The following is a 20,801-nucleotide window of genomic DNA, read 5'->3' on the forward strand; positions in this document are numbered from 1 at the left end:
AGACCACCCATGTTCGATCTGACCGGCAAGACCGCCCTTGTCACCGGGGCTTCCGGGGGGCTGGGCCAGGCGATCGCGCGCCTGCTTCACACTCAGGGGGCGGCTGTCGCGCTGACCGGAACCCGTGCCGAGGCCCTCGAATCCCTGGCTGCCGAGCTGGGCGAGCGCTCCCATGTCCTGCCGGCCGATCTGTCGGATCCCGCCGCAGGAGCGGAGCTCGTGAAACGGGCCGAGGCGGCGATGGGCGGGGTGGACATCCTCGTGAACAATGCCGGACTGACGCGCGATGCGCTGCTTCTGCGCATGACGGATGCGGACTGGGATCTGGTGCTCGCGGTCAATCTCACGGCGGCGGCGCGGCTGTCCCGGGCGGTCCTGCGCGGCATGATGAAGGCGCGCTGGGGGCGGATCGTCAACATCGCCTCCGTGGTGGGCGCCACGGGCAATGCCGGCCAGACAAACTATGCCGCCGCCAAGGCGGGGATGGTGGGCTTTTCCAAGGCCCTGGCCCAGGAGGTGGCCGGGCGCGGCATCACCGTGAACTGCGTGGCGCCGGGCTTCATCACCACCGCGATGACCGACAAGCTCACCGAGGCGCAGAAGGCGGCGATCCTCGGGCAGGTCCCCGTCGGCCGCATGGGCACGCCCGAGGAGATCGCCGCCGCCGTGCTCTATCTCGCCTCGCCCGAGGCGGGCTATGTCACCGGGACGACGCTGCACGTCAACGGCGGGATGGCCATGCTCTGACGGCCGGGCCCGATCCGGTGTGGCGCCCCCCCCGGTTGCGGCGGGGCGCCATCGGGCAGCGGCAGCGGGCCTGCGGGGGGCGCCCGGGGATCCGGGCCCTGGTTCCGGGGTCCGGACGGTTCCGTCCGGGGAGAATCGTCGGGCGGGACCGTGCCGCGGCGATTCCCCGGGGGAGAGACCGGGGCGACCGCCGGGCCTGCACGGCCCCGCCCTGAGGGCGCTCGGACGGCAGCGGCCGCCATTTCCGCCGCGTGCCGGGCCCTTGCAGATCAGTCCGATCCCCCTCCCTCAGCCGGCCTCGAAGAAGGGCGGCCGCAGCGGTTGCCGAGTCCGCCGTCGCCGGTCTGGCCGCATCGGCAGGGCCGACAGGATCAGGCTCGCCTCCAGAAGAAGCGCTGCCGCCACCAGCGCCTGCTGCCCGGGGGGCAGGAGAGCGAAACGATCCGCGAAAAGAGAGACCAGATTGTCCATGCCGTGGAAACTGCGCCCCGATTGCGGCGGGATTGCGGCTCCGGCGCGGCGGAATTCGGCAGGCTTTCCTGCCGTTCGGGCGCCTGTGGCCTTGGGGCCACGCTGCTGTCTGTCCGCTCGACCTCGCGCCGCCGGGGAAAGCGTTTGCCACGCTTCAAATCTCTGCTATGACCCCGCTGAACCGGCCGGGCGCCCCGGGCGTTCGGCCCGAGAACGGCCCTTTCGGGCCTGGGCTTGGGGGGGCGGGCGTCCGCAGGCGCCGCGCCGGGGGAAAGACAGGCGGGCCGCGGCCCCGAAACGTTGCGAGGAAGACCGATGAGCGATGTCGCCGAACGCGTGCGCAAGATCGTGGTGGAGCATCTGGGCGTCGAAGAGGAGAAGGTGACCGAGAACGCCTCCTTCATCGACGATCTGGGGGCGGATTCGCTCGATACCGTCGAGCTCGTCATGGCCTTCGAGGAGGAATTCGGCATCGAGATTCCCGATGACGCGGCCGAGACGATCCAGACCTTCGGCGATGCCGTGAAATACATCCAGGAGGCCCAGTAAGGGCCAGCCGGGATCGGCCGGGGCCAGTCGGTCCCGCCTGACCGATCGCAGGGGCGCGATTCCCGGCCGGGCGCCGCCCCTTGTGCTGTCTGCACCTGCCGCATGGCCGGGGCGGGGCAAACGGGTTGCCGGATGTCGCTGCCGGAACAGCGGGCCGGCGGCGTCGGCGCCAGGCTCGGAGCGGGCAGGGGGGATGAGCATGCGTCACCGACCGGGATCGGCCTGATCCTTGCGGCAGGGGTGCTGTGGTCGCTCCAGGGTCTGTTCATCCGCCAGATCGGGACGGCGGGGCCCTGGGCGATCCTGTTCTGGCGCTCGCTGGGGATGATCCCGGTGCTGGCGGGGTTTCTCGTCTGGCGGGCGGGCGGCGGATCGCCGCTGCCGGCGCTGCGGCGCGCCGGTCTTGCGGGGGTGATGGGGGGGCTCGCCCTCGTGGCGGCCTTTGCCGGCGCCATCGTCGCGCTTCAGTCCACGACCGTCGCGAATGCCGTCTTCCTGTTCGCCGCCTCGCCGATCCTGGCGGCGCTGCTGGGCCTTCTGGTCCTGGGCGAACGGGTCGCGGCGGCGACCGGGGCGGCCATTGCCGCAGCCCTGGCCGGCATCTTCCTCATGATGCGCGAAGGGCTGGCGGCAGGGGCGGCGCTCGGCAACGGGGCGGCGCTGCTGTCGGCGCTGGGCTTTGCCGCCTTCACTGTCGCGCTGCGTCTGGGGCGTCTGCATGACACGCTGCCCACGGTGCTGCTGGGCGCGGTCTTTGCGATGCTGGCGGGGCGCTGGCGGCCCTGCTGTCGGATCAGCCGCTGCGCGTGCCGCTGCCGGATGTGCTGTGGGCTCTCGGGATGGGGGCGGTCACGCTGTCGGGCGGCATGGTCCTCTACACGCTGGGCAGCCGCACGCTTCCCGCGGCCGAGGCGACGCTCCTGTCCCTGACCGAGGTGCTGCTTGCCCCGCTCTGGGTCTGGCTCCTGCTGGGCGAGGGGGGCCGTGCGACCACCTTTGCGGGCGGGGCGATCCTGCTCGGTGCAGTGGTCCTTCACGCGCTCGCCGCGGCGCGGCGCGGTCCGGTGCGGCTCGGCTCCGGCCAGGCCGGACAGGAGAGGACTGCTCCATGACGCGGCTTGGCACCCTGTTCGGCCGTTCTGCCACCGGCACCGCGATGGGCCTGCCCCGCTGGGACGGGGGGGTGGCTTCGGCGGTGGTGATCGGGGCGGATGGCTGCACGCCCTATCCGTCGGTCGGCCATTACTGCGCGGGCGGCCCGGCGGCCATCCGCGCCGCGACCGCGCCCTTCGACGGCAGCAAATGGAATTTCGACATCGGCGCCCCGGCGATCGGCCCGCATCCGCCGGCCGATGGCGGGGATCTGCCCATCGGCGAGGATGCGGCGGCCAACCGGCGGACCGTGCGCGAGGCCGTGGCCCGAATCGCCGCCGCCGGGGCCGTCCCGGTCCTTCTGGGCGGGGACGATTCGCTGCCCATCCCCATGCTGGAGGCGCTGGAAGGCCCCCTCGTCGTGCTCCAGATCGACGCCCATATCGACTGGAGGGACGAAGTCGAGGGCACGCGCTGGGGGCTGTCCTCGGGGATGCGCCGCGCCTCGGAGATGGCGCATGTCACGCGCATCGTCCAGGTCGGGCAGCGGGGAATCGGCTCCGCCCGGCCCGAGGACGTGGCCGAGGCGCTGGCCCGCGGCGCCCGGCTGGTGCCGGCCTCGGCCCCCGATCCGGTGCGAGAGGCGCTCGAGGGGATTCCCGAAGGGGCCCGCGTGGCGATCTGCCTTGATTGCGATGCGCTCGATCCCGCGATCATGCCGGCCGCCATCGGCCGCACGGCAGGGGGGCTGTCCTTCCGGCAGGTGCTGGCCCTGATCCGCGGCGTGCAGGACCGGGGGCGGATCGCCGCGGTCTCCATGACCGAATACATGCCGGAACGGGATGTGGACGGGATCGGGGCAATGACGGTGGCGCAGCTCCTCGTCGCGTTGCTGGGGCTGCTGTCCGCTGCCCGCTGAGGCTGCGGCACGGGCCGGCCGGGGGCGCGGCCCGGTCCTCCTCCGGGGCTCCTTCTGCGCCCCCGGCGCCCGTCGAGGTTGCGTGCCCGCCGCCCCCCCGCTATGCAGCGCGGGTCGAAGGCGGTGAAAGGAGCAGGGATGCGTCGTGTCGTCGTGACGGGCCTCGGCCTTGTGACCCCGTTGGCCGACGGCGTGGAGGAGACTTGGTCCCGCCTGCTTGCGGGCCGTTCGGGGGCGCGTCGGATCCAGTCCTTCGATGCCTCGCATCTGGCCACCGACTATGCCTGCGAGATCCGTCATGGCGACGGCAGCGACGGCACCTTCGATGCCTCCCGCTACATGGAGCCGAAGGAGCGTCGCAAGGTCGATGACTTCATCCTCTACGGCATGGCGGCGGCCCAGCAGGCGGTGGAGGATGCGGGCTGGTCCGCTCCGCCCCCGGAGGAATGCCTGCGCACCGGGGTGCTGATCGGATCGGGCATCGGCGGTCTCAAGGCCATCCAGGAGACGACCCTGCTCATCCGGGACAAGGGGCCGCGCCGCGTCTCGCCCTTCTTCATTCCCGGGGCGCTGATCAATCTCATCGCCGGGCAGGTCAGCATCCGCTACGGGTTCAAGGGGCCGAACCATTCGGTTGTCACGGCCTGTTCCACCGGGGCCCATGCCATCGGTGATGCGGCCACGATGATCCGTCTGGGCCGGGCCGATGTCATGATCGCCGGCGGCGCCGAGGCCGCGATCTGCGAGATCGGCATCGCCGGCTTCAACGCATGCAAGGCGCTGTCCACCGCCTTCCGCGATGCGCCGGAACGGGCCTCGCGTCCCTATGATCGCGACCGCGACGGCTTCGTGATGGGCGAAGGGGCGGGCATCGTCGTGCTCGAGGAGCTGGAGCATGCCCGCGCCCGCGGGGCCCGCATCTATGCCGAATTCCTCGGCTACGGCCTGTCGGGCGATGCCCATCACATCACCGCGCCGCCCGAGGACGGCGAAGGGGCGGAACGCTCGATGCGCGCGGCGCTGGCCGATGCCGGGCTGGAGCCGGCGGCGATCGACTACATCAACGCCCATGGCACCAGCACCATGGCCGATGTGATCGAACTGGCCGCCGTGGAACGGATGATGGGCCCTGCCGCCTCGAAGGTCACCATGTCCTCGACCAAGTCGATGACGGGCCATCTGCTGGGGGCGGCCGGCGCCATCGAGGCGGTGTTCTCCATCCTGGCCATCCGCGACCAGATCTGCCCGCCGACCATCAATCTCGACAATCCGGCGGTGGATACGCCCGTGGATCTCGCGCCCAACGCGGCCCGCCCGCGCGAGGTGAAGGTGGCGCTCTCCAACTCCTTCGGCTTCGGCGGCACCAACGCCTCGCTGCTCTTCGGGGCGGCGCCCTGATGTGGCGCCATGTCGCCGCCAATGCGCTGACCCTCTTCGTCGTCCTGCTGTTCCTGGCGGCCGGGGCGGTGCTCTGGGGGGTCGAGCGGTGGTCGGCACCGGGCCCCCTGGCCCAGGCGATCTGCCTGCGGGTGGACAGCGGATCGACGATGCGCCGCGTGGCGGCGGATCTGAGCGACAAGGGGGCCATCTCCAGCCCCCTGCTGTTCCGCATCGGCACCGATTACGGCGGCTATGTGCCCCTGCTCAAGGCCGGCAGCTACCGCATCCCCGAAGGCGCCTCGATGGAGGAGATCGCCGCCATCATCACCCGCGGGGGCGCCAATACCTGCGGAACAGAGATCGTCTGGCGCATCGGCGTCACCCGCACCCAGGCCCAGATCCGCGATCTCGATCCCGTCTCGGGGCAGTATGTGGAACTCGCCGCCTTCGATCCCCTCTCCGGTGAGGCGCCTCCCCCCCTCTATGCCGAGATCCGCGACCGCCCCGACACCACCTTCCGCGTCGTCGTCGCCGAAGGCACGACGGCCTGGCAGGTCGTGCAGGCGCTCGATGCCATCGACGTGCTCGAGGGCGATGCGACGGCCGTGCCCCCCGAAGGCACCCTCGCCCCGCGCGACTATCCCATCGTTCCGGGGACGAGCGTGGATGCCCTTCTGGCCCGCATGGCCGAAATCCAGTCCGCCATCCTCGCCGAGGCCTGGGAAGGGCGCGCCCCCGATCTGCCCTTCGATACGCCGCAGGAGGCGCTGACCCTCGCCTCCATCGTCGAGAAGGAGACCGCCATCCCCGAGGAACGGCCCCTTGTCGCCTCGGTTCTGGTGAACCGGCTGCGGCGCGGGGACATGCGGCTGCAATTCGATCCCACGATCATCTACGGCATCACCCGGGGGCAGGGGGTGCTCGACCGGCCGATCCGCCAGTCCGATATCGCCGGCGAGACCGAGCGACGCCTGCATGGCGAGATCCTCTACAACACCTATCAGATCGACGGTCTGCCCGCCGGGCCCATCGCCAATCCCGGCCAGGATGCCATCGAAGCGGCCGTGAACCCCGCCGAGACGGACTATCTCTATTTCGTCGCCGACGGCAGCGGCGGCCATGCCTTCGCTGCCACGCTCGAGGAGCACAACCGCAATGTCGCCCGCCTGCGCGCCATCGAGGCCGCGCAGCAGGCCGGCGGAGGCGATGACGCCGAAGGGCAGGGCGGGGCCGACGCACCCTGACAGGGGCGCCGCTTTCCGGCGCCCTCGCCCGTCAGCCGGGTGATTCGCGGCCGATCGTTAACCGATCATGAACGCAACGCGCGTTGCCGGCGGGCCGGGACGATTCGCGCCGCTCGCGCAACACCCCAGAGCAACCCGCAGCCCCATACCTTCTTCCGCTCTCAGGAATGACGAGCAACCTTCTGATATGGAACAGTGAATCCAAAACACCCCGAGCGGGGGGAGCGTTAACCCCCTGTTAACCCCCACCGCGCGGTGCGCTTCCACACTGTTAACCTCTCTTCGGGATCCTGCCCCTGTCGCCCGGAACAGCCTCCGGGTCATCCATCCAGGGAGAATCCCATGCGCACCGTTTCGACCCTTGTCACCGCCGAGGATCACGAACGCCATTTCCGCGATGCCGTCACGCTGCTGCGCTCGGTCCGCGAGACGCTTGCCGCCCTGCTCGACCGCGCCGAGGCGGGCGAAGAGGGCCTCTTTGCCGATATCGCCAGGAAGCAGGCCGAGCTCGAATCCGCCCTCCGCCGCGCCTTCGAGGCCGAGGAACGCTGGAACGACTGGCAGGCCCGGCATGGCGGCGCTGTCCGCGCCGACGGCCCGCTCGACCTCGCCGCCCTGCGCGATCAGATCGCCTGCCGCCTCAACCGGCTGGCCGACTGCTGCGGGGAAGAGGGCTGAACCATGGCCGCCCTCCGCTCGCATCGGGCGCGCCTGCGGGCCCTTCTGCCCCATCTGACCGAGGCCGAAATCGCTGCCCTCCCCTGGCTGTGGGAGATCTGGGCCCTGCCGCATCAGCTTCCCCCGGCGGGGTCCTGGAGGACCTGGGTGATCCTCGGCGGGCGCGGGGCCGGCAAGACACGCGCCGGCGCCGAATGGGTGCGCAGCCTGGTCGAGGGGCCGCGCCCCACCGATCCGGGGCGCTGCCGCCGCGTCGCCCTCGTGGCCGAAACGCTCGATCAGGCGCGCGAGGTGATGGTCATGGGCGAATCGGGTCTGCTCGCCGTCTCGCCGCCGGATCGCCGCCCGCGCTGGGTGGCCACGCGCCGCCTGCTCGAATGGCCCAATGGCGCCATCGCGCAGGTCTTCTCCGCCTCCGATCCCGAATCGCTCCGCGGGCCCCAGTTCGATGCCGCCTGGGCCGACGAACTCGCCAAGTGGAAGAAGGGAGAGGAGGCCTGGTCCCAGCTTCAGCTCGGCCTGCGTCTGGGAGAGGATCCCCGTGCCTGCGTGACGACCACGCCGCGCAGCACGCCTTTCCTGCGGTCGCTGCTGGCAGCGCCCTCGACGGTCTCCACCCATGCCCGCACCGATGACAACCGCGCCCATCTGGCCCGCGGCTTCCTCGAGGAGGTCCGGCGGCTCTATGGCGGCACGCGCCTGGGCCGGCAGGAGCTGGAGGGCCTTCTGATCGAGGAGGCCGAGGATGCGCTCTGGCCCTCGTCCCTGATCGAATCGGCGCGCTGCGACAGCGTTCCGCCGCTCGACCGGGTGGTGGTTGCGGTGGACCCGGCAGCCTCTTCGGGGCGTGCCTCCGATGCCACGGGCATCGTCGCGCTGGGGGCGGTGCTGCGCGGCACGCCGCGGGACTGGCAGGCCTATGTGCTCGAGGATGCGACGATCCGCGGCGTCAGCCCGGATTCCTGGGGGCGTGCGGTCGTCGCCTGTGCCCGCCGCCACGAGGCAGACCGCGTCCTGGTCGAGGCGAATCAGGGCGGAGAGATGGCGACGGCGATCCTGAAGGGGATCGATCCGCTGCTGCCCGTCTCGGCCGTGCATGCGCGTGCCACCAAGGCGATTCGCGCCGAACCGGCCGCCGCCCTCTATGAACAGGGGCGGGTGCATCATCCGCGGGGGGTCGATCTCGGTCTGCTCGAGGAGGAGATGCGGAAGATGACGCGCAGCGGCTGGCGCGGGGCGGGTTCGCCGGACCGGCTCGATGCGCTGGTCTGGGCCCTGCGCGAGACTCTGATCGAACCCGCAAAAGGCTTTGCCGAACCGCGGCTTCGTAGCCTCTGACCGATTCCGGGGGGGTGATTCGGACCCCCTGCGGGGCCGTTGCGCGAATCGGGGGCCGGGCGCGCGGTGCTGTAGGAAACAATTAACCTTTTCCTTCCAGATTGGCCCCCGGACGCCGCGACAAAGGCCCTTCAGACAACGAGACCCGCCATGTTCGACTTTCTCAAGCGCAAGACCCGCGCGCCGCGGCCACAGGCGACCGCCGCTCCCGCTCCGGTTCCGGCGGCCGTGCCCGAAGCCAAGGCCTCCGCCGCCGGTCCCCTGACCGTTCCCCCCGGCGCAGCCTGCCTGTCCCGGCCGGGACGCTGTCCCTCGCCCAGGCGGGTTTCGCGCGCAATCCCGTGGGCTTCCGGGCCGTGCGCCTGATCGCCGAGGCGGCGGCGGCGCTCCCCCTCGTGCTGCAGGACCGCGAACGCCGCTATACCGATCATCCCGTGCTCGATCTGCTGGCCCGTCCCAATCCCGCCCAGGGCCGGGCCGAGCTGCTCGAGGCGCTCTATGGTCATCTCCTGCTGACCGGCAATGCCTATCTCGAGGCGGTCGGCGATCTGGCACCGGCCGGCGGCCTGCCTGCGGAACTGCATGTCCTGCGCTCGGACCGCATGGTCGTCGTGCCGGGGGACGACGGCTGGCCGGCGGCCTACGACTATGTCGTGGCGGGGCGTCGCCACCGCTTTCCGGCCGGGCCCTGCTCGCCCGTCTGCCATATCCGCAGCTTCCATCCCCATGACGATCATTACGGCTTCTCCGCGCTGCAGGCCGCAGCCCAGGCGATCGAGGTGCATAACGGCGCCTCGCGCTGGTCGGCGGCGCTGCTGGAGAACGCCGCCCGCCCCTCCGGGGCCCTCGTCTATCGCGGGCCGGACGGCCATGGGCATCTCTCGCCCGAACAGTTCGACCGCCTTTCGCGCGAGATCGAGGCCCAGCATGCCGGGGCGCGCAATGCCGGCCGGCCGATGCTCCTCGAAGGGGGGCTGGACTGGAAGCCGATGGGCTTCTCGCCCTCGGACATGGAATTCCACCAGACCAAGGAGGCCGCCGCGCGCGAGATCGCCATCGCCTTCGGCGTGCCGCCGATGATCCTCGGCATTCCGGGCGACGCCACCTATGCCAATTATCAGGAGGCCAACCGTGCCTTCTATCGTCTGACAGTGCTGCCGCTGGCCGCACGCGTGACCCAGGCCGTCGCCGACTGGCTCTCGGACTTCACGGGAGAGTCGCTCACGCTGGCCCCGGATCTCGACCGGGTGCCCGCCCTTGCCGCCGAACGCGATGCCCAGTGGCGTCGCGTGGCCGAGGCGGACTTCCTGACCCAGGCCGAGAAGCGCGCCCTTCTGGGCCTGCCGCCGCTGGAGGTCGCCGATGGCCGCTGAGACACCCCGCTTCCTCTGCGCCCCCGGCCTCAAGATCGAGCATCAGGAGCGCATGGCCGAACTCCGCTTTGCCCAGCTCAACCAGGCGCTGGGCAAGATCGAGGCGACGATGGAACGCCTCGAGAAGCGCCTCTGGCTCACCGTCTATGGCGTCGTGGCGGTGATCCTCGCCACCGCTGTGCAATCCCTCGTCACCTTCGCCCCCTGAGGTTGGCCATGGAAACGAAGTTTCTCGACCCCCGTCCCTCCGTGCCCAAGGCTGCACGATCGAAGGGCATGCCTCGCTCTGGGGCATCGCCGACCGCTCCGGCGACATCGTAGAGCGCGGGGCCTTCGCGGCGTCGCTGGCGCGGCTGCGGGCGCAGGGCGAATCCGTGCGGATGCTCTGGCAGCACGACCCCAGGGAGGTCATCGGCGTCTGGGACGAGGTGACCGAGGACGCCCGCGGCCTGCATGTGCGCGGCCGCATCCTGCCCGAGGTGGCCCGCGGTCGCGAGGCGCTGGCGCTGCTGGCCGCCGGGGCGCTCGACGGACTGTCGATCGGCTATCGCACGCTGCGCGCCACGAAGGATGCCCAGGGCCGCCGCCGCCTGCACGAGATCGAGCTGTGGGAGGTCTCCCTTGTGACCTTTCCCATGCTGCGCGAGGCGCGCATCGCCTCGGCCACAGGGCCTGCCGAGGCCCTTCAGGAGCTGACGGCGGAGATTGCCGCCGCCAGGGCCCGCCTCCGCCGGGCCTGACCGGGAACCGTCCCGCCGCGGGACGCTCCCATCCCCCCTCAACCCCGAAAGGATCAGCCCATGACCACCCCCGAGACCGGGGCCGGGACCGTCATGTCCCCGGACCTCGAGATCAAGACCGCCGTCCAGGCCCTCGCCACCGAATTCCGCGGCTTTGCCGAGGATGTCGCCCATCGCCTTGCCCAGCAGGAGTCCCGCATGACCCGTCTTGACACCCGCGCGGCCTTTGCCGCCCGCCGTCCCGTCCTCTCCGCCGAGGCGCCCGCCGCTCCGCATCAGAAGGCCTTCGAGGCCTATGTGCGCCGCGGGGACGAGTCGGCCTTGCGCGAGCTGATGGCCCCGCCGGAAGGCAAGGCCCTGTCCACCGCCGTCGCCGCCGATGGCGGGGTTCTGGTGACCCCCCGCACCGCCGAGACGATCCGCACAATCCTCGCTTCGACGGCCTCGATCCGGTCGCTCGCCACGGTGGTGAAGGTGGAGGGCGGCTCCTATGACGTCCTGATCGACCGGGGCGAGATGGGGGCCGGATGGGCGACCGAGACGGGCCCGCAGGGCGAGACAGCGACCGGCACGCTCGAGAAGATCACCATTCCCCTGCATGAACTGGCGGCCCAGCCCAAGGCCTCGCAGCGGCTGCTCGACGATGCCGCCTTCGATGTGGAGGGCTGGCTGGCCGGGCGCATCGCCGAACGCTTCGCCCGGGCCGAATCGGCCGCCTTCGTGACGGGCGATGGCGTGGACAAGCCGCGCGGCTTCCTGGCCTATCCCGCCGTGCCGGATGCGGACTGGGCCTGGGGCAGCATCGGCTATGTGCCGACCGGTGTCGCCGGGGGGCTGACGGATATCGATCCGGTGGTGGATCTCGTCTATGCGCTGCCGGCGGCCTACCGGTCGGGCGCGGCCTTCGTGATGAACTCGAAGACCACCGCCGTGCTGCGCAAGCTCAAGGATGCCGACGGCCGCTTCCTGTGGTCGGACGGGATCGCCGCGGGCGAACCGCCGCGTCTGATGGGCTACCGGGTGCTGGTCTGCGAGGACATGCCGGACATCGCGCCGGGCTCGCTGTCGGTGGCCTTCGGCAATTTCGCCCAAGGTTACACCATCGCCGAACGGCCCGATCTGCGCATCCTGCGCGATCCCTTCAGCGCCAAGCCGCATGTGCTGTTCTACGCGACGCGGCGCGTGGGCGGGGCCGTGACCGATTTCGCCGCGATCAAGCTGCTGCGCTTTGCCGCCTCCTGATCTCTGCCGGGCCGTGCCGGGAGCCATGACGGCGCGGCCCTTCCAGACAACCCATGCGAGGGGGATCTTGCGATGAATCTGGTCGAACTGACCGAGGCGCCGGCTGCCGCGCTCCCGGTCCAGACCCTGCGGGAGCATCTGCGCCTCGGCTCGGGCTTTGCCGATGACAGTCTGCAGGAGGGGCTGCTGGCAGGCTTTCTGCGCGCGGCCATCGCGGCGATCGAGGGGCGGACGGGCAAGGCGCTGCTCTCGCGCGATTTCGCGCAGAGCGTCACCGAATGGGCGCGCCCGGACCGTCAGCCGCTTGCCGTGGCGCCGGTGGTGGAGATCGCCGCCGTCCGCCTCGTGGATGCCAATGGCGCCGAGACCTCGCTGCCGCCTTCGGCCTGGCGTCTCGACCGCGAAGGCAGCGTCCGCCCCGCGCTCGTGCCCGTCGGGGCCTTCCTGCCGCGCGTGCCGATCGGCGGACAGGCGATCGTCACCTTCACGGCCGGATACGGGCCGCAATGGGCCGATGTGCCACCCGATCTGGCCCAGGCGGTTCTGATGCTGGCGGCGCATTATCACGACTTCCGCCATGATACGGCGCTTGGTCCCGGCTGCATGCCCTTCGGCGTGACCGCCCTGATCGAGCGCTACCGCCCGCTGCGGCTGGGGGTCTGCGCATGATCCCGCGCCCCAATCGCCGCCTTCTGCTCGAGGCGCCCATGACCGAACCCGACGGGGCAGGGGGCTTCGCGATCCGCTGGGCGCCGCTCGGCACGCTGTGGGGCGCCGTCGTCCACCCCCCCCCGCGCGAAGGCATGCTCCCCGCCGGCAGCGGGATGCGGCGTCCTGTCCGGGTGACGCTGCGCGCGGCCCCTCCGACGGCGCCCTCGCGCCCCCGTCCCGGCCAGCGCCTGCGCGAGGGCGACCGCTTCTATCTCATCGATGCCGTGGCCCCCGCGACGGCGGATGGCCGCTGGCTGATCTGCCACGCGCATGAGGAGGAGGAGGCTGCCCCATGACCTATGCCCTCGCCGGCGCCCTTCAGGCCGCCCTGCATGGGCGCCTGTCTGCCGATCCTGCCCTGACCGCGCTGGTCGGCCCGCATGTCCATGATGCGCTGCCCCCCGGCCCCGTCCCGCCCCTCTATGTCGCCCTCGGGCCCGAGACGGTGCGCGACCGCTCCGACGGCACGGGGCGCGGGGCCGACCATGACTTTTCCATCGTCGTGGCGACCGAGGCGCATGGCTTTGCCCGGGCCAAGGCGGCCGCCAGCGCCGTCTGCGATGCCCTGCTGCGCGCGCCCCTGACGCTGAGCCGCGGCCGTGTCGTGGCGCTGCATTTCCTGCGCGCCCAGGCCCGCCGCGCCGGGCCCGCGGGCGAAAGGCGCGAGATCGCCCTCCTCTTCCGCGCCCGGGTCGAGGACGCGCCCGACCCCTCACCCCTCCAACCCTGAACCAGCCAGAAAGGATTTCCATCATGCCTGCACAGGCCGGCAAGGACCTCCTGCTCAAGATCGACATGACCGGCGACGGACTCTTCCAGACCGTCGCAGGGCTGCGCGCCACGCGCCTCTCGCTCAATGCGGAGACGGTGGATGTCACCACGCTCGACAGCCCCGGCGGCTGGCGCGAACTGCTCGCCGGGGCGGGAATGCGCTCGGCCTCGCTCTCCGGTGCGGGCGTGTTCCGCGACGAGGCCTCGGACGAACGGATGCGCGCGCTGTTCTTCGCGGGCGCGATCGCGGCCTTCCAGGTCCTCATCCCCGGTTTCGGCACCATCGAGGGGCCGTTCCAGATCACCGCCATCGACTATGCCGGCAGCCATGACGGCGAGGCGACCTTCGAGGTCTCGCTCGCCTCCGCGGGGGCGCTGAGCTTCGCGCCGCTCGATACCTCACCGGTGGCGCCGCCCCCGCCCCCCGACGGGGATGACGGCTCCGGCGAAGGGGAGGGCGCCTGATGGCCAATCCCCATGCCGGAGAGGTGGAGGTGACGGTGGACGGGATTCCGCGCATCGCCCGTCTCACGTTGGGCGCCTTGGCCGAGCTGGAGGAGGAGCTGGGCGAGGACAGCCTCGTCGCCCTCGTCTCCCGCTTCGAGAAGGGCGAGGTGTCGGCCCGCGACGTGCTCGCCCTGCTGGTGGCAGGGCTGCGCGGCGGGGGCTGGCGGGTGAACCGTGCGGATCTGCTCGCGGCCGAGATCGCGGGCGGCCCGCTGGCTGCCGCACGGGCCGCGGCGCTGCTGCTGACACGCGCCTTCGGGTCCCCCGCGCCATGAGCCCCGCGCCCCCCCCGTTCGACTGGCCCGCGCTGCTGCGCGCGGGCCTCCAGACCCTGCGGCTGCGCCCGGCCGAATTCTGGGCGCTCACGCCGGCCGAACTGGCGCTGATGCTGGGCCTCCAGAGCCGCGCCCCCGCCATGACCCGCTCGCGCCTGTCCGAACTGCTCGAGCGCTTTCCCGACAAGGTGCCCCCGCCATGACCGGATCTGTCCTAACCGACGATTTCGCCGAGGATCTGCCCTCTGCCCTTTCCGATACGGGCCGCTTTGCCGCCGCCTTTGCCGAGGAACTGGCCCGCCTGCGCGACGGGCTCGCCGCCACCTCGCAGGAGACGCTGCGCCTCGAACGCGGCTTCTCGGGCGGGTTGCGGCGGGCCATCGACGGGCTGCTGCTCGATGGCGACCGTCTGTCCGATGCGCTCTCGCGCGTCGCCCGCGCCATGGCCGACACGATCTATGCCGCCGCCATGAAGCCGGTGACGGACCGTCTGGGCGATGTTCTGGCCCAGGGGGTCGGGCCGCCATGCAGGCCTTTTCTCCCTTCGCGGCCGGCGGAGGCCTTGCCCAGGGGCGGGTGATGCCCTTCGCCCGGGGGGGCGTCGTCTCTCAGGCCACGGCCTTTCCGATGCGCGGCGGCCTCGGCCTGATGGGCGAGGCCGGACCGGAGGCGATCATGCCTCTGGCCCGCGATGCCTCGGGCCGGCTCGGGGTCCGGGCCGAAGGGGGCACGGCACGCCCCGTGCAGGTGACGATCCATGTCACCACCCCCGATGTGGCCGGCTTTGCCCGCTCCCAAGGGCAGATCGCCGCCGAGATGGGGCGCCTGCTCGCCCGCGGCGCCCGCAACCGCTGAGACCGAAGGGAACTGGACATGGCCTTTCACGACATCCGTTTCCCCCCCTCGCTGTCCTTCGGCGCCCTGGGCGGACCCGAACGGCGGGTGGAGATCGTCACCCTCCGCTCCGGGCATGAGGAACGCAACGCCCCCTGGGCGCATGGCCGGCGCCGCTGGGATGCCGGGCTGGGGCTGCGCTCGCTCGACGATCTGCACGATCTGATCGCCTTCTTCGAGGCGCGCGGCGGGATGCTCCATGCCTTCCGCTGGAAGGACTGGGCGGATCACAAGTCCTGCCCCCCCTCGCGCGATCCCTCGCCTTTCGATCAGGAGATCGGGACGGGAGACCGGACGACCGTGACCTTCGCCCTGCGCAAGGCCTATGCCTCCGGTCCTGCTGTCTACTGGCGCCCGGTGACCAAGCCCGTCCCCGGCACGGTCCGCGTCGCCGTCGGTGGCAGCCCCTGCAGGAGGGGATCGACTGGACGCTCGACGCGCTGGCCGGCACCGTCACCTTCGCGGTTCCGCCCGCGGCCGGCGCCCCCATCACCGCGGGCTTCGAATTCGACGTGCCGGTGCGCTTCGACACGCCGCGCATCGCGGTCCAGGTCTCGTCCTTCCGCGCGGGCGAGGTGCCGTCCGTTCCCGTCGTGGAGGTGCGCGAATGACCCCCGCCTTGCGCGACCATCTCGCCTCCGGCTGCACCACGCTCTGCCGCGCCTGGGCCATCGCGCGGCGCGACGGGGTGGTGCTGGGCTTCACCGATCATGACGCGCCCCTGTCCTTCGAGGGGATCGACTTCCGCCCCGATCCCGGCCTGACGGCCCGTGCCCTCGTGCAGGGCAACGGCCTGGCCGTGGACAACAGCGAGGCCGAAGGGGCCTTCACCTCCGACGCCATCACCGAGGCCGACATCGAGGCCGGCCGCTATGACGGGGCCGAACTGCGCCACTGGCTCGTCAACTGGGCGGATCCGGCCCAGCGGCTGCTCCGCTTCCGCGGCACGATCGGAGAGATCCGCCGCATGGGCGGCAGCTTCCATGCCGAGCTGCGCGGCCTGACCGAGGCGCTCAACCGCCCGCTGGGGCGTCTCTATCAGCGGACCTGCTCGGCCATTCTGGGCGACGGGGCCTGCCGCTTCGATCTCGCCTCGCCGGGTTACGCGGTCGAATGCCCCGCCCCTGCCACGGACGGCCAGAGCTTCCGCCTCGAAGGCCTGCCCGCCTTCGCACCCCGCTGGTTCGAGCGCGGCCGCCTGCTGGTGCTCTCGGGGGCCGCGCAGGGGCTCACCGGCCTCATCCGGCAGGACCGCAGCGAGGACGGGACCCGCGTGATCGAGCTGTGGACCCCGCTGCGCGCGCCGGTGACGGCGGGCGACCTCATCCGGCTCGAACCCGGCTGCGACAAGCGCGCCGAGACCTGCCGCGTCAAGTTCGGCAACATCCTCAACTTCCAGGGGTTCCCCTTCATTCCGGGAGAGGACTGGCTGCTCTCCACGCCGCTGCGCGAAGGGGATCATGACGGGGGGCGCCTGGGATGACCGCGCCGCAATCCCGCATCGTCGCGGTGGCCCGGCTCTGGCTGGGCACGCCCTATTGCCATCAGGCCTCGCTCCGTGGGGCGGGCTGCGACTGCCTCGGTCTGGTCCGTGGCGTCTGGCGCGAGGTCCACGGTGCCGAACCCTGCCCGGTGCCGCCCTACACGCCCGACTGGTCCGAACCCCAGGGCGAGGAGAGGCTCTGGGCCGAAGCCGCGCGCCTGCTGCGCCCCGGCACCGGCCGGCCGGGCGATCTGCTGCTGTTCCGCATGCGCGAAGGCGCCGTGGCCAAGCATCTGGGCATCCTCTCCCGGACCGGAGAGACACCGGCCTTCATCCATGCCTGGTCCGGGCGGGGCGTGGTCGAAAGCCCCCTCTCGGCCCCCTGGGCGCGGCGCATCGTCGCCCTCTTCGATCTCGAACAAGGGAGCAACCCCACATGGCAACCCTGATCCTCGGTGCGGCGGGCGCGGCTCTGGGCGGCGCCATGGGCGGCTCGGTGCTCGGCCTCTCGACGGCGGTCATCGGCCGCGCGGCCGGTGCGGCTCTTGGCCGGGCCATCGACGAACGCCTGCTCGGCCCCGGCAGTGCCCCGGTCGAGACGGGGCGCATCGACCGCTTCCGCCTGACCGGTGCCGCCGAAGGCACCCCCCATTCCCCGCCTGCATGGGGCGGCGCGGATCGGCGGCCAGGTCATCTGGGCCACGCGCTTTCGCGAACATGTCGCCGAAACGGGCGGCAGCGGCAAGGGTGGCGCCCCCCGCCCGGCAGTCCGCGAATACCGCTATACGGTCAGCCTCGCCCTTGCGCTCTGCGAAGGCGAGATCGCCGGCATCGGCCGCATCTGGGCCGACGGGGCCGAGATCGCGCGCGACAGCCTTCAGCTCTCGCTCTATCGCGGCACGATGGACCAGCTTCCCGATCCGCATATCGAGGCGGTGGAGGGGGCAGGGAATGTCCCGGCCTTCCGCGGCATCGCCTATGTGGTGATCGAGGATCTCGACATCACCCGCTTCGGCAACCGCATCCCCCATCTCTCCTTCGAGGTGTTCCGCCCCGCCCCGCGCAGCAGCGATGCCTCGGCCGAGGATCTGGCGCATCTGCTGCGCGGGGTCTGCCTGATCCCCGGCACCGGCGAATATGCGCTGGCCACCACACCGGTGGAGCTCTCGCGCGGCTTCGGCCGGCGCGAGCCGGCGAATGTCAGCACCGATCAGGGCAAGGCCGATCTGCTGGTCTCGCTCGACCGGCTTCAGGCCGAACTGCCCGCCGTCCGTTCGGTCAATCTCGTCGTCTGCTGGTTCGGCGACGATCTGCGGATGGATCGCTGCACGATCCGCCCCAAGGTCGAACAGCGCGAGGCCGACGCCCCCGCGATGCCCTGGCGGGTCTCGGGCCTGTCCCGCGCCGCGGCGCAGGAGGTGCCCCGACAGGACGGCCGTCCCGTCTATGGCGGCACACCCACCGATCAGAGCGTGATCGAAGCCATCCGCGCGCTCAGGGCGCGCGGCTATCGGGTCGTCTTCTATCCCTTCATCCTGATGGACCAGATGCCGGGCAATACCCTGCCCGACCCCTATACGGGAGGGATCGGCCAGCCGGCACTGCCCTGGCGCGGACGCATCACCCTGTCGGTGGCGCCCGGCCGTCCCGGCTCGCCCGACGGAACGGCGGCGGCCGAGGCCGAGGTTGCCGCCTTCTTCGGCGGGCCCGGCCCGATCACTTCACCCGTCATGCGGCGGGCGTCACCTATGCCGGCCCCGAGGACTGGGGATTCCGCCGCATGATCCTGCATTATGCCCATCTCTGCGCGGTGGCAGGGGGCGTGGAGGCCTTCTGCATCGGGACCGAGATGCGCGGCCTGACCACCGTCATGGGGGCTGCGGGTTTTCCGGCCGTGGACCGCCTCCGCCAGCTCGCCGCCGAGGTGAAGGCGATCCTGCCCCAGGCGACCATCACCTATGCCGCCGACTGGACGGAATATCACGGCCATCAGCCCCCCGGCACAGAGGACAAGCATTTCCATCTCGATCCGCTCTGGGCCGACCCCGCCATCGGCGCCGTCGCCATCGACAACTACATGCCCCTGTCGGACTGGCGCGAGGGCGAGGATCATGCCGATGCCCATTGGGGATCGATCCACAATCTCGATTATCTCACGGCCAATGTCGCCGGGGGCGAGGGCCATGACTGGTTCTACCCTTCCGATGAGGCCCGCGCGGCCCAGCGTCGCGTCCCCATCACCGACGAGGCCGAGCAGGAGCCCTGGGTCTGGCGCGTCAAGGATCTGCGCGGCTGGTGGGAGAACGAGCATCGCAACCGCATTGGCGGCATCCGCCAGAGCACCCCGACGCCCTGGGTGCCGCGCTCCAAGCCCATCTGGTTCACCGAGATCGGCTGCGCCGCCATCGACAAGGGCACCAACGAACCCAACAAGTTCCTCGATCCCAAATCGTCCGAATCCGCGCTGCCGCGCCATTCCAGCGGCCTGCGCGATGATCTGATCCAGATCAACTATTTCCGGGCGATCTACCGCCATTTCGCCGATCCGGCGGCGAATCCGGTCTCGGATGTCTATGGCGGGCGCATGGTGGACATGGACATGGCCCATGCCTGGGCCTGGGATGCGCGGCCCTGGCCGCATTTCCCGCTCGACCGGGACCGCTGGGCGGACGGGGCCAATCATGCGCGCGGCCACTGGCTCAACGGGCGGGCCTCGGCGCGGCCGCTCGCTTCGGTCGTCCGGGCGATCTGCCGCGACAGCGGCCTGCCGGATGTCGATGTCTCCGGCCTGCACGGGGTGGTGCGGGGCCTTGTCCTCTCCGACACCGGCACCGCGCGCGAGGCGCTCCAGCCCCTGATGCTCGCCCATGGCTTCGATGCGGTCGAACGCGAAGGCCGCCTGTGCTTCCGCAGCCGCCGGGGCCTGGCCGCGGTGCCGAAGCTCGACCCGGACCGCCTCGCCCTCACCGAGGCCGATGCGCCGGCCCTCGAACGCTGCCGCGCCCCGCAGGCCGAACTGGCCGGTCGCGTGCATCTGACCTTTCTCGACGCCGAACGCGACCATGCCGCCGCCGCCGCCGAGGCGGTCCTGGCCGATGATCCCCTGCCTGCGCTCTCGCGCAGCGAACTGCCGCTGGTGCTCCTGCGCGAGGAGGGGCAGGCGATCGCCGAACGCTGGCTCGCCGAATCGCGGCTGGCGCGCGACACGGCGCGCTTTGCCCTGCCGCCGTCGCTGTCGTATCTGGGCGCGGGGGATCTGGTGCGGCTCGACGGGGCGCTCTGGCGGATCGACCGGACCGAGGATCGCGGCCTGCTCTCCGTGGAGGCCACGCGTGTCGAACCCGCGCTCTGGCGTCCCTTCGAGGGCGCTGCCGACGGGGCCCCGCCGCCGCCTGCCGCGCCCCCCGTGGGGGTAGAGGCGCTGTTCCTCGATCTGCCCCTGATGACGGGGGAGGAACGGCCCCATGCGCCGCATGTCGCCTTTGCCTCGGCCCGCTGGACGCGGCCGGTGGTGCTCATGGCCTCGGACGGGGATGCCGACTATGCCCCCGTCCTGACCGCGCGCCGCGCCGCGGTGGTGGGCACCACCCTGACGCCCCTGCCGGCGGCCCGCCCCGGCCTGTGGGACCGCGGTCCCGCCCTGCGGGTGGAGCTGCTGCGCGGCACCCTCTCCTCGGCCTCCCCGGCGCGCGTCCTGGCCGGCGCCAATCTCGCCGCGATCGGCCCCGGCACCGCCGAGCCCTGGGAGCTGTTCCAGTTCGCCGAGGCCGAGCTGGTCGCCCCGAACATCTATGAGCTGCGGCTGCGGCTGCGCGGACAGGCCGGCACCGATGGCATCATGCCACGGGACTGGCCGGCAGGATCGCGCTTCGTCCTGATCGACGAGGCCGTGATGCAGTGGGATTTCCCCCCCTCCCTGCGCGAGGTGCTGCGCCATTACCGCTGGGGGCCGCAGGGGCAGCTGCCCTCGGATCCCTCCTGGGGCCATCGCGCGATCGCCTTCCGCGGCATCGGCCTGCGTCCCTGGGCGGTGGCCCATCTCCGCCTGACGGCCGTCCCGGACGGCGGGCTGCGCCTGTCCTGGATCCGCCGCACCCGCATCGACGGCGACTCCTGGACCCCCCCCGAGGTTCCGATGGGCGAGGACCGCGAGGCCTATCTCGTCCGCGTGATGCGCGAAGGGGTCCTGCTGCGCGAGGCAACGGTGACCACGCCTGCCTGGATCTGGACCGCCGCCATGCAGGCGGCGGATGGCGCGGCGGAGGGCCCCGGCCCCGTGGTCCTGTCGGTGGCACAGCTTTCGGACCGCTTCGGCCCCGGCCCCTTCCGCTCGGTGGAGGTCCGGCCATGACAGCAGGACAGACCCGGAAAGGGGGGCCTTGCCAGT

General features: G+C 71.6%; 20 protein-coding genes and 5 pseudogenes. 24 read left to right on the plus strand and 1 reads right to left on the minus strand.

The window, feature by feature from the left end; translation table 11 throughout:
• Positions 1-9 precede the first annotated feature (9 nt).
• Complete coding sequence (gene fabG, locus RUTHE_RS02800) at positions 10-747, plus strand: 3-oxoacyl-[acyl-carrier-protein] reductase (protein WP_021096742.1); 738 nt, start codon at positions 10-12, stop codon at positions 745-747.
• Positions 748-1,035: 288 nt separating this feature from the next.
• On the opposite strand, the gene RUTHE_RS02805 is transcribed toward fabG, so the two are convergent.
• Complete coding sequence (locus RUTHE_RS02805) at positions 1,036-1,218, minus strand: hypothetical protein (RefSeq protein WP_040644958.1); 183 nt, start codon at positions 1,216-1,218, stop codon at positions 1,036-1,038.
• Between the two features lie 315 nt (positions 1,219-1,533).
• Here RUTHE_RS02805 and RUTHE_RS02810 point away from each other — a divergent pair, with 315 nt between their 5' ends.
• The 23 genes and pseudogenes from RUTHE_RS02810 to RUTHE_RS02915 all read left to right on the plus strand — a co-directional run bounded on the left by RUTHE_RS02810 (position 1,534) and on the right by RUTHE_RS02915 (position 20,765).
• A complete protein-coding gene (locus RUTHE_RS02810) occupies positions 1,534-1,767 on the plus strand; it encodes an acyl carrier protein (protein WP_021096744.1) in 234 nt (77 codons plus the stop codon).
• A gap of 132 nt (positions 1,768-1,899) precedes the next feature.
• Entirely contained in the window at positions 1,900-2,697 is a 798-nt protein-coding gene (locus RUTHE_RS02815) for an EamA family transporter (protein WP_051150364.1), read from the plus strand.
• Positions 2,607-2,879, plus strand: a complete 273-nt coding sequence (locus RUTHE_RS17330; protein WP_483826385.1) for a hypothetical protein — start codon at positions 2,607-2,609, stop codon at positions 2,877-2,879. Before RUTHE_RS02815 ends, RUTHE_RS17330 begins: the two co-directional genes overlap by 91 nt.
• Positions 2,876-3,778 (plus strand): arginase family protein, encoded by a 903-nt coding sequence (locus RUTHE_RS02820; RefSeq protein ID WP_021096746.1) that lies wholly within the window; start codon positions 2,876-2,878, stop codon positions 3,776-3,778. The genes RUTHE_RS17330 and RUTHE_RS02820 overlap by 4 nt, the downstream gene beginning before the upstream one ends.
• 138 nt (positions 3,779-3,916) lie before the next feature.
• Positions 3,917-5,176 carry a beta-ketoacyl-ACP synthase II gene (gene fabF, locus RUTHE_RS02825; RefSeq protein ID WP_021096747.1) on the plus strand — a complete coding sequence of 420 codons (1,260 nt, stop codon included), beginning with the start codon at positions 3,917-3,919 and terminating at the stop codon, positions 5,174-5,176.
• Positions 5,176-6,402: an endolytic transglycosylase MltG gene (gene mltG / locus RUTHE_RS02830; protein WP_021096748.1), complete on the plus strand. Its 1,227-nt coding sequence runs from the start codon at positions 5,176-5,178 to the stop codon at positions 6,400-6,402. The genes fabF and mltG overlap by 1 nt, the downstream gene beginning before the upstream one ends.
• Positions 6,403-6,744: 342 nt before the next feature.
• Positions 6,745-7,080: a hypothetical protein gene (locus RUTHE_RS02835; protein ID WP_021096749.1), complete on the plus strand. Its 336-nt coding sequence runs from the start codon at positions 6,745-6,747 to the stop codon at positions 7,078-7,080.
• 3 nt (positions 7,081-7,083) lie between these two features.
• Positions 7,084-8,418, plus strand: coding sequence for a DNA-packaging protein (locus RUTHE_RS02840; protein WP_021096750.1), 1,335 nt, complete (start codon positions 7,084-7,086; stop codon positions 8,416-8,418).
• A 150-nt stretch (positions 8,419-8,568) separates the two neighbouring features.
• Positions 8,569-9,791 (plus strand): annotated as a pseudogene (locus tag RUTHE_RS02845) (phage portal protein).
• Complete coding sequence (locus tag RUTHE_RS02850; RefSeq protein WP_021096752.1) at positions 9,781-9,999, plus strand: GTA head formation protein, RCAP_rcc01685 family; 219 nt, start codon at positions 9,781-9,783, stop codon at positions 9,997-9,999. The pseudogene RUTHE_RS02845 and the gene RUTHE_RS02850 overlap by 11 nt, the downstream one beginning before the upstream one ends.
• A 58-nt stretch (positions 10,000-10,057) precedes the next feature.
• On the plus strand, positions 10,058-10,531 hold the full coding sequence (locus RUTHE_RS02855; protein ID WP_051150366.1) for an HK97 family phage prohead protease: 474 nt from the start codon (positions 10,058-10,060) through the stop codon (positions 10,529-10,531).
• 60 nt (positions 10,532-10,591) lie between these two features.
• Positions 10,592-11,773: a phage major capsid protein gene (locus RUTHE_RS02860; RefSeq protein ID WP_021096754.1), complete on the plus strand. Its 1,182-nt coding sequence runs from the start codon at positions 10,592-10,594 to the stop codon at positions 11,771-11,773.
• Positions 11,774-11,845: 72 nt separating this feature from the next.
• On the plus strand, positions 11,846-12,442 hold the full coding sequence (locus RUTHE_RS02865) for a head-tail connector protein (RefSeq protein ID WP_021096755.1): 597 nt from the start codon (positions 11,846-11,848) through the stop codon (positions 12,440-12,442).
• Positions 12,439-12,780, plus strand: coding sequence for a head-tail adaptor protein (locus RUTHE_RS02870; RefSeq protein WP_021096756.1), 342 nt, complete (start codon positions 12,439-12,441; stop codon positions 12,778-12,780). Before RUTHE_RS02865 ends, RUTHE_RS02870 begins: the two co-directional genes overlap by 4 nt.
• The gene (locus RUTHE_RS02875; protein WP_021096757.1) at positions 12,777-13,214 is read left to right on the plus strand and encodes a DUF3168 domain-containing protein; all 438 of its coding nucleotides are present in this window, start codon (positions 12,777-12,779) and stop codon (positions 13,212-13,214) included. Before RUTHE_RS02870 ends, RUTHE_RS02875 begins: the two co-directional genes overlap by 4 nt.
• Before the next feature lie 23 nt (positions 13,215-13,237).
• Positions 13,238-13,642 (plus strand): annotated as a pseudogene (locus tag RUTHE_RS02880) (phage major tail protein, TP901-1 family); the annotation flags it as partial.
• Positions 13,643-13,719: 77 nt separating this feature from the next.
• On the plus strand, positions 13,720-14,037 hold the full coding sequence (locus RUTHE_RS16750) for a gene transfer agent family protein (RefSeq protein WP_021096759.1): 318 nt from the start codon (positions 13,720-13,722) through the stop codon (positions 14,035-14,037).
• The gene (locus RUTHE_RS16755; RefSeq protein WP_021096760.1) at positions 14,034-14,240 is read left to right on the plus strand and encodes a rcc01693 family protein; all 207 of its coding nucleotides are present in this window, start codon (positions 14,034-14,036) and stop codon (positions 14,238-14,240) included. Before RUTHE_RS16750 ends, RUTHE_RS16755 begins: the two co-directional genes overlap by 4 nt.
• A pseudogene (locus RUTHE_RS02895) lies at positions 14,237-14,892 on the plus strand (phage tail tape measure protein). Before RUTHE_RS16755 ends, RUTHE_RS02895 begins: the two are co-directional and overlap by 4 nt.
• A gap of 18 nt (positions 14,893-14,910) precedes the next feature.
• Positions 14,911-15,542, plus strand: a pseudogene (locus tag RUTHE_RS02900) (phage distal tail protein, Rcc01695 family).
• Complete coding sequence (locus RUTHE_RS02905; RefSeq protein ID WP_021096763.1) at positions 15,539-16,414, plus strand: DUF2163 domain-containing protein; 876 nt, start codon at positions 15,539-15,541, stop codon at positions 16,412-16,414. Before RUTHE_RS02900 ends, RUTHE_RS02905 begins: the two are co-directional and overlap by 4 nt.
• Complete coding sequence (locus RUTHE_RS02910; RefSeq protein ID WP_021096764.1) at positions 16,411-16,863, plus strand: NlpC/P60 family protein; 453 nt, start codon at positions 16,411-16,413, stop codon at positions 16,861-16,863. The genes RUTHE_RS02905 and RUTHE_RS02910 overlap by 4 nt, the downstream gene beginning before the upstream one ends.
• Positions 16,851-20,765: pseudogene (locus RUTHE_RS02915) on the plus strand (baseplate multidomain protein megatron). The gene RUTHE_RS02910 and the pseudogene RUTHE_RS02915 overlap by 13 nt, the downstream one beginning before the upstream one ends.
• Positions 20,766-20,801: the final 36 nt, after the last annotated feature.

Origin of the sequence: Rubellimicrobium thermophilum DSM 16684 (assembly GCF_000442315.1) — a bacterium.
GTDB lineage: Bacteria > Pseudomonadota > Alphaproteobacteria > Rhodobacterales > Rhodobacteraceae > Rubellimicrobium > Rubellimicrobium thermophilum.

Coding starts and splice junctions, on each gene's coding strand:
- fabG (WP_021096742.1), top strand. CDS start 10: ATGTTCGATCTGACCGGCAAGACCGCCCTTGTCACCGGGGCTTCCGGG.
- RUTHE_RS02805 (WP_040644958.1), bottom strand. CDS start 1,218: ATGGACAATCTGGTCTCTCTTTTCGCGGATCGTTTCGCTCTCCTGCCC.
- RUTHE_RS02810 (WP_021096744.1), top strand. CDS start 1,534: ATGAGCGATGTCGCCGAACGCGTGCGCAAGATCGTGGTGGAGCATCTG.
- RUTHE_RS02815 (WP_051150364.1), top strand. CDS start 1,900: ATGTCGCTGCCGGAACAGCGGGCCGGCGGCGTCGGCGCCAGGCTCGGA.
- RUTHE_RS17330 (WP_483826385.1), top strand. CDS start 2,607: ATGGGGGCGGTCACGCTGTCGGGCGGCATGGTCCTCTACACGCTGGGC.
- RUTHE_RS02820 (WP_021096746.1), top strand. CDS start 2,876: ATGACGCGGCTTGGCACCCTGTTCGGCCGTTCTGCCACCGGCACCGCG.
- fabF (WP_021096747.1), top strand. CDS start 3,917: ATGCGTCGTGTCGTCGTGACGGGCCTCGGCCTTGTGACCCCGTTGGCC.
- mltG (WP_021096748.1), top strand. CDS start 5,176: ATGTGGCGCCATGTCGCCGCCAATGCGCTGACCCTCTTCGTCGTCCTG.
- RUTHE_RS02835 (WP_021096749.1), top strand. CDS start 6,745: ATGCGCACCGTTTCGACCCTTGTCACCGCCGAGGATCACGAACGCCAT.
- RUTHE_RS02840 (WP_021096750.1), top strand. CDS start 7,084: ATGGCCGCCCTCCGCTCGCATCGGGCGCGCCTGCGGGCCCTTCTGCCC.
- RUTHE_RS02850 (WP_021096752.1), top strand. CDS start 9,781: ATGGCCGCTGAGACACCCCGCTTCCTCTGCGCCCCCGGCCTCAAGATC.
- RUTHE_RS02860 (WP_021096754.1), top strand. CDS start 10,592: ATGACCACCCCCGAGACCGGGGCCGGGACCGTCATGTCCCCGGACCTC.
- RUTHE_RS02865 (WP_021096755.1), top strand. CDS start 11,846: ATGAATCTGGTCGAACTGACCGAGGCGCCGGCTGCCGCGCTCCCGGTC.
- RUTHE_RS02870 (WP_021096756.1), top strand. CDS start 12,439: ATGATCCCGCGCCCCAATCGCCGCCTTCTGCTCGAGGCGCCCATGACC.
- RUTHE_RS02875 (WP_021096757.1), top strand. CDS start 12,777: ATGACCTATGCCCTCGCCGGCGCCCTTCAGGCCGCCCTGCATGGGCGC.
- RUTHE_RS16750 (WP_021096759.1), top strand. CDS start 13,720: ATGGCCAATCCCCATGCCGGAGAGGTGGAGGTGACGGTGGACGGGATT.
- RUTHE_RS16755 (WP_021096760.1), top strand. CDS start 14,034: ATGAGCCCCGCGCCCCCCCCGTTCGACTGGCCCGCGCTGCTGCGCGCG.
- RUTHE_RS02905 (WP_021096763.1), top strand. CDS start 15,539: ATGACCCCCGCCTTGCGCGACCATCTCGCCTCCGGCTGCACCACGCTC.
- RUTHE_RS02910 (WP_021096764.1), top strand. CDS start 16,411: ATGACCGCGCCGCAATCCCGCATCGTCGCGGTGGCCCGGCTCTGGCTG.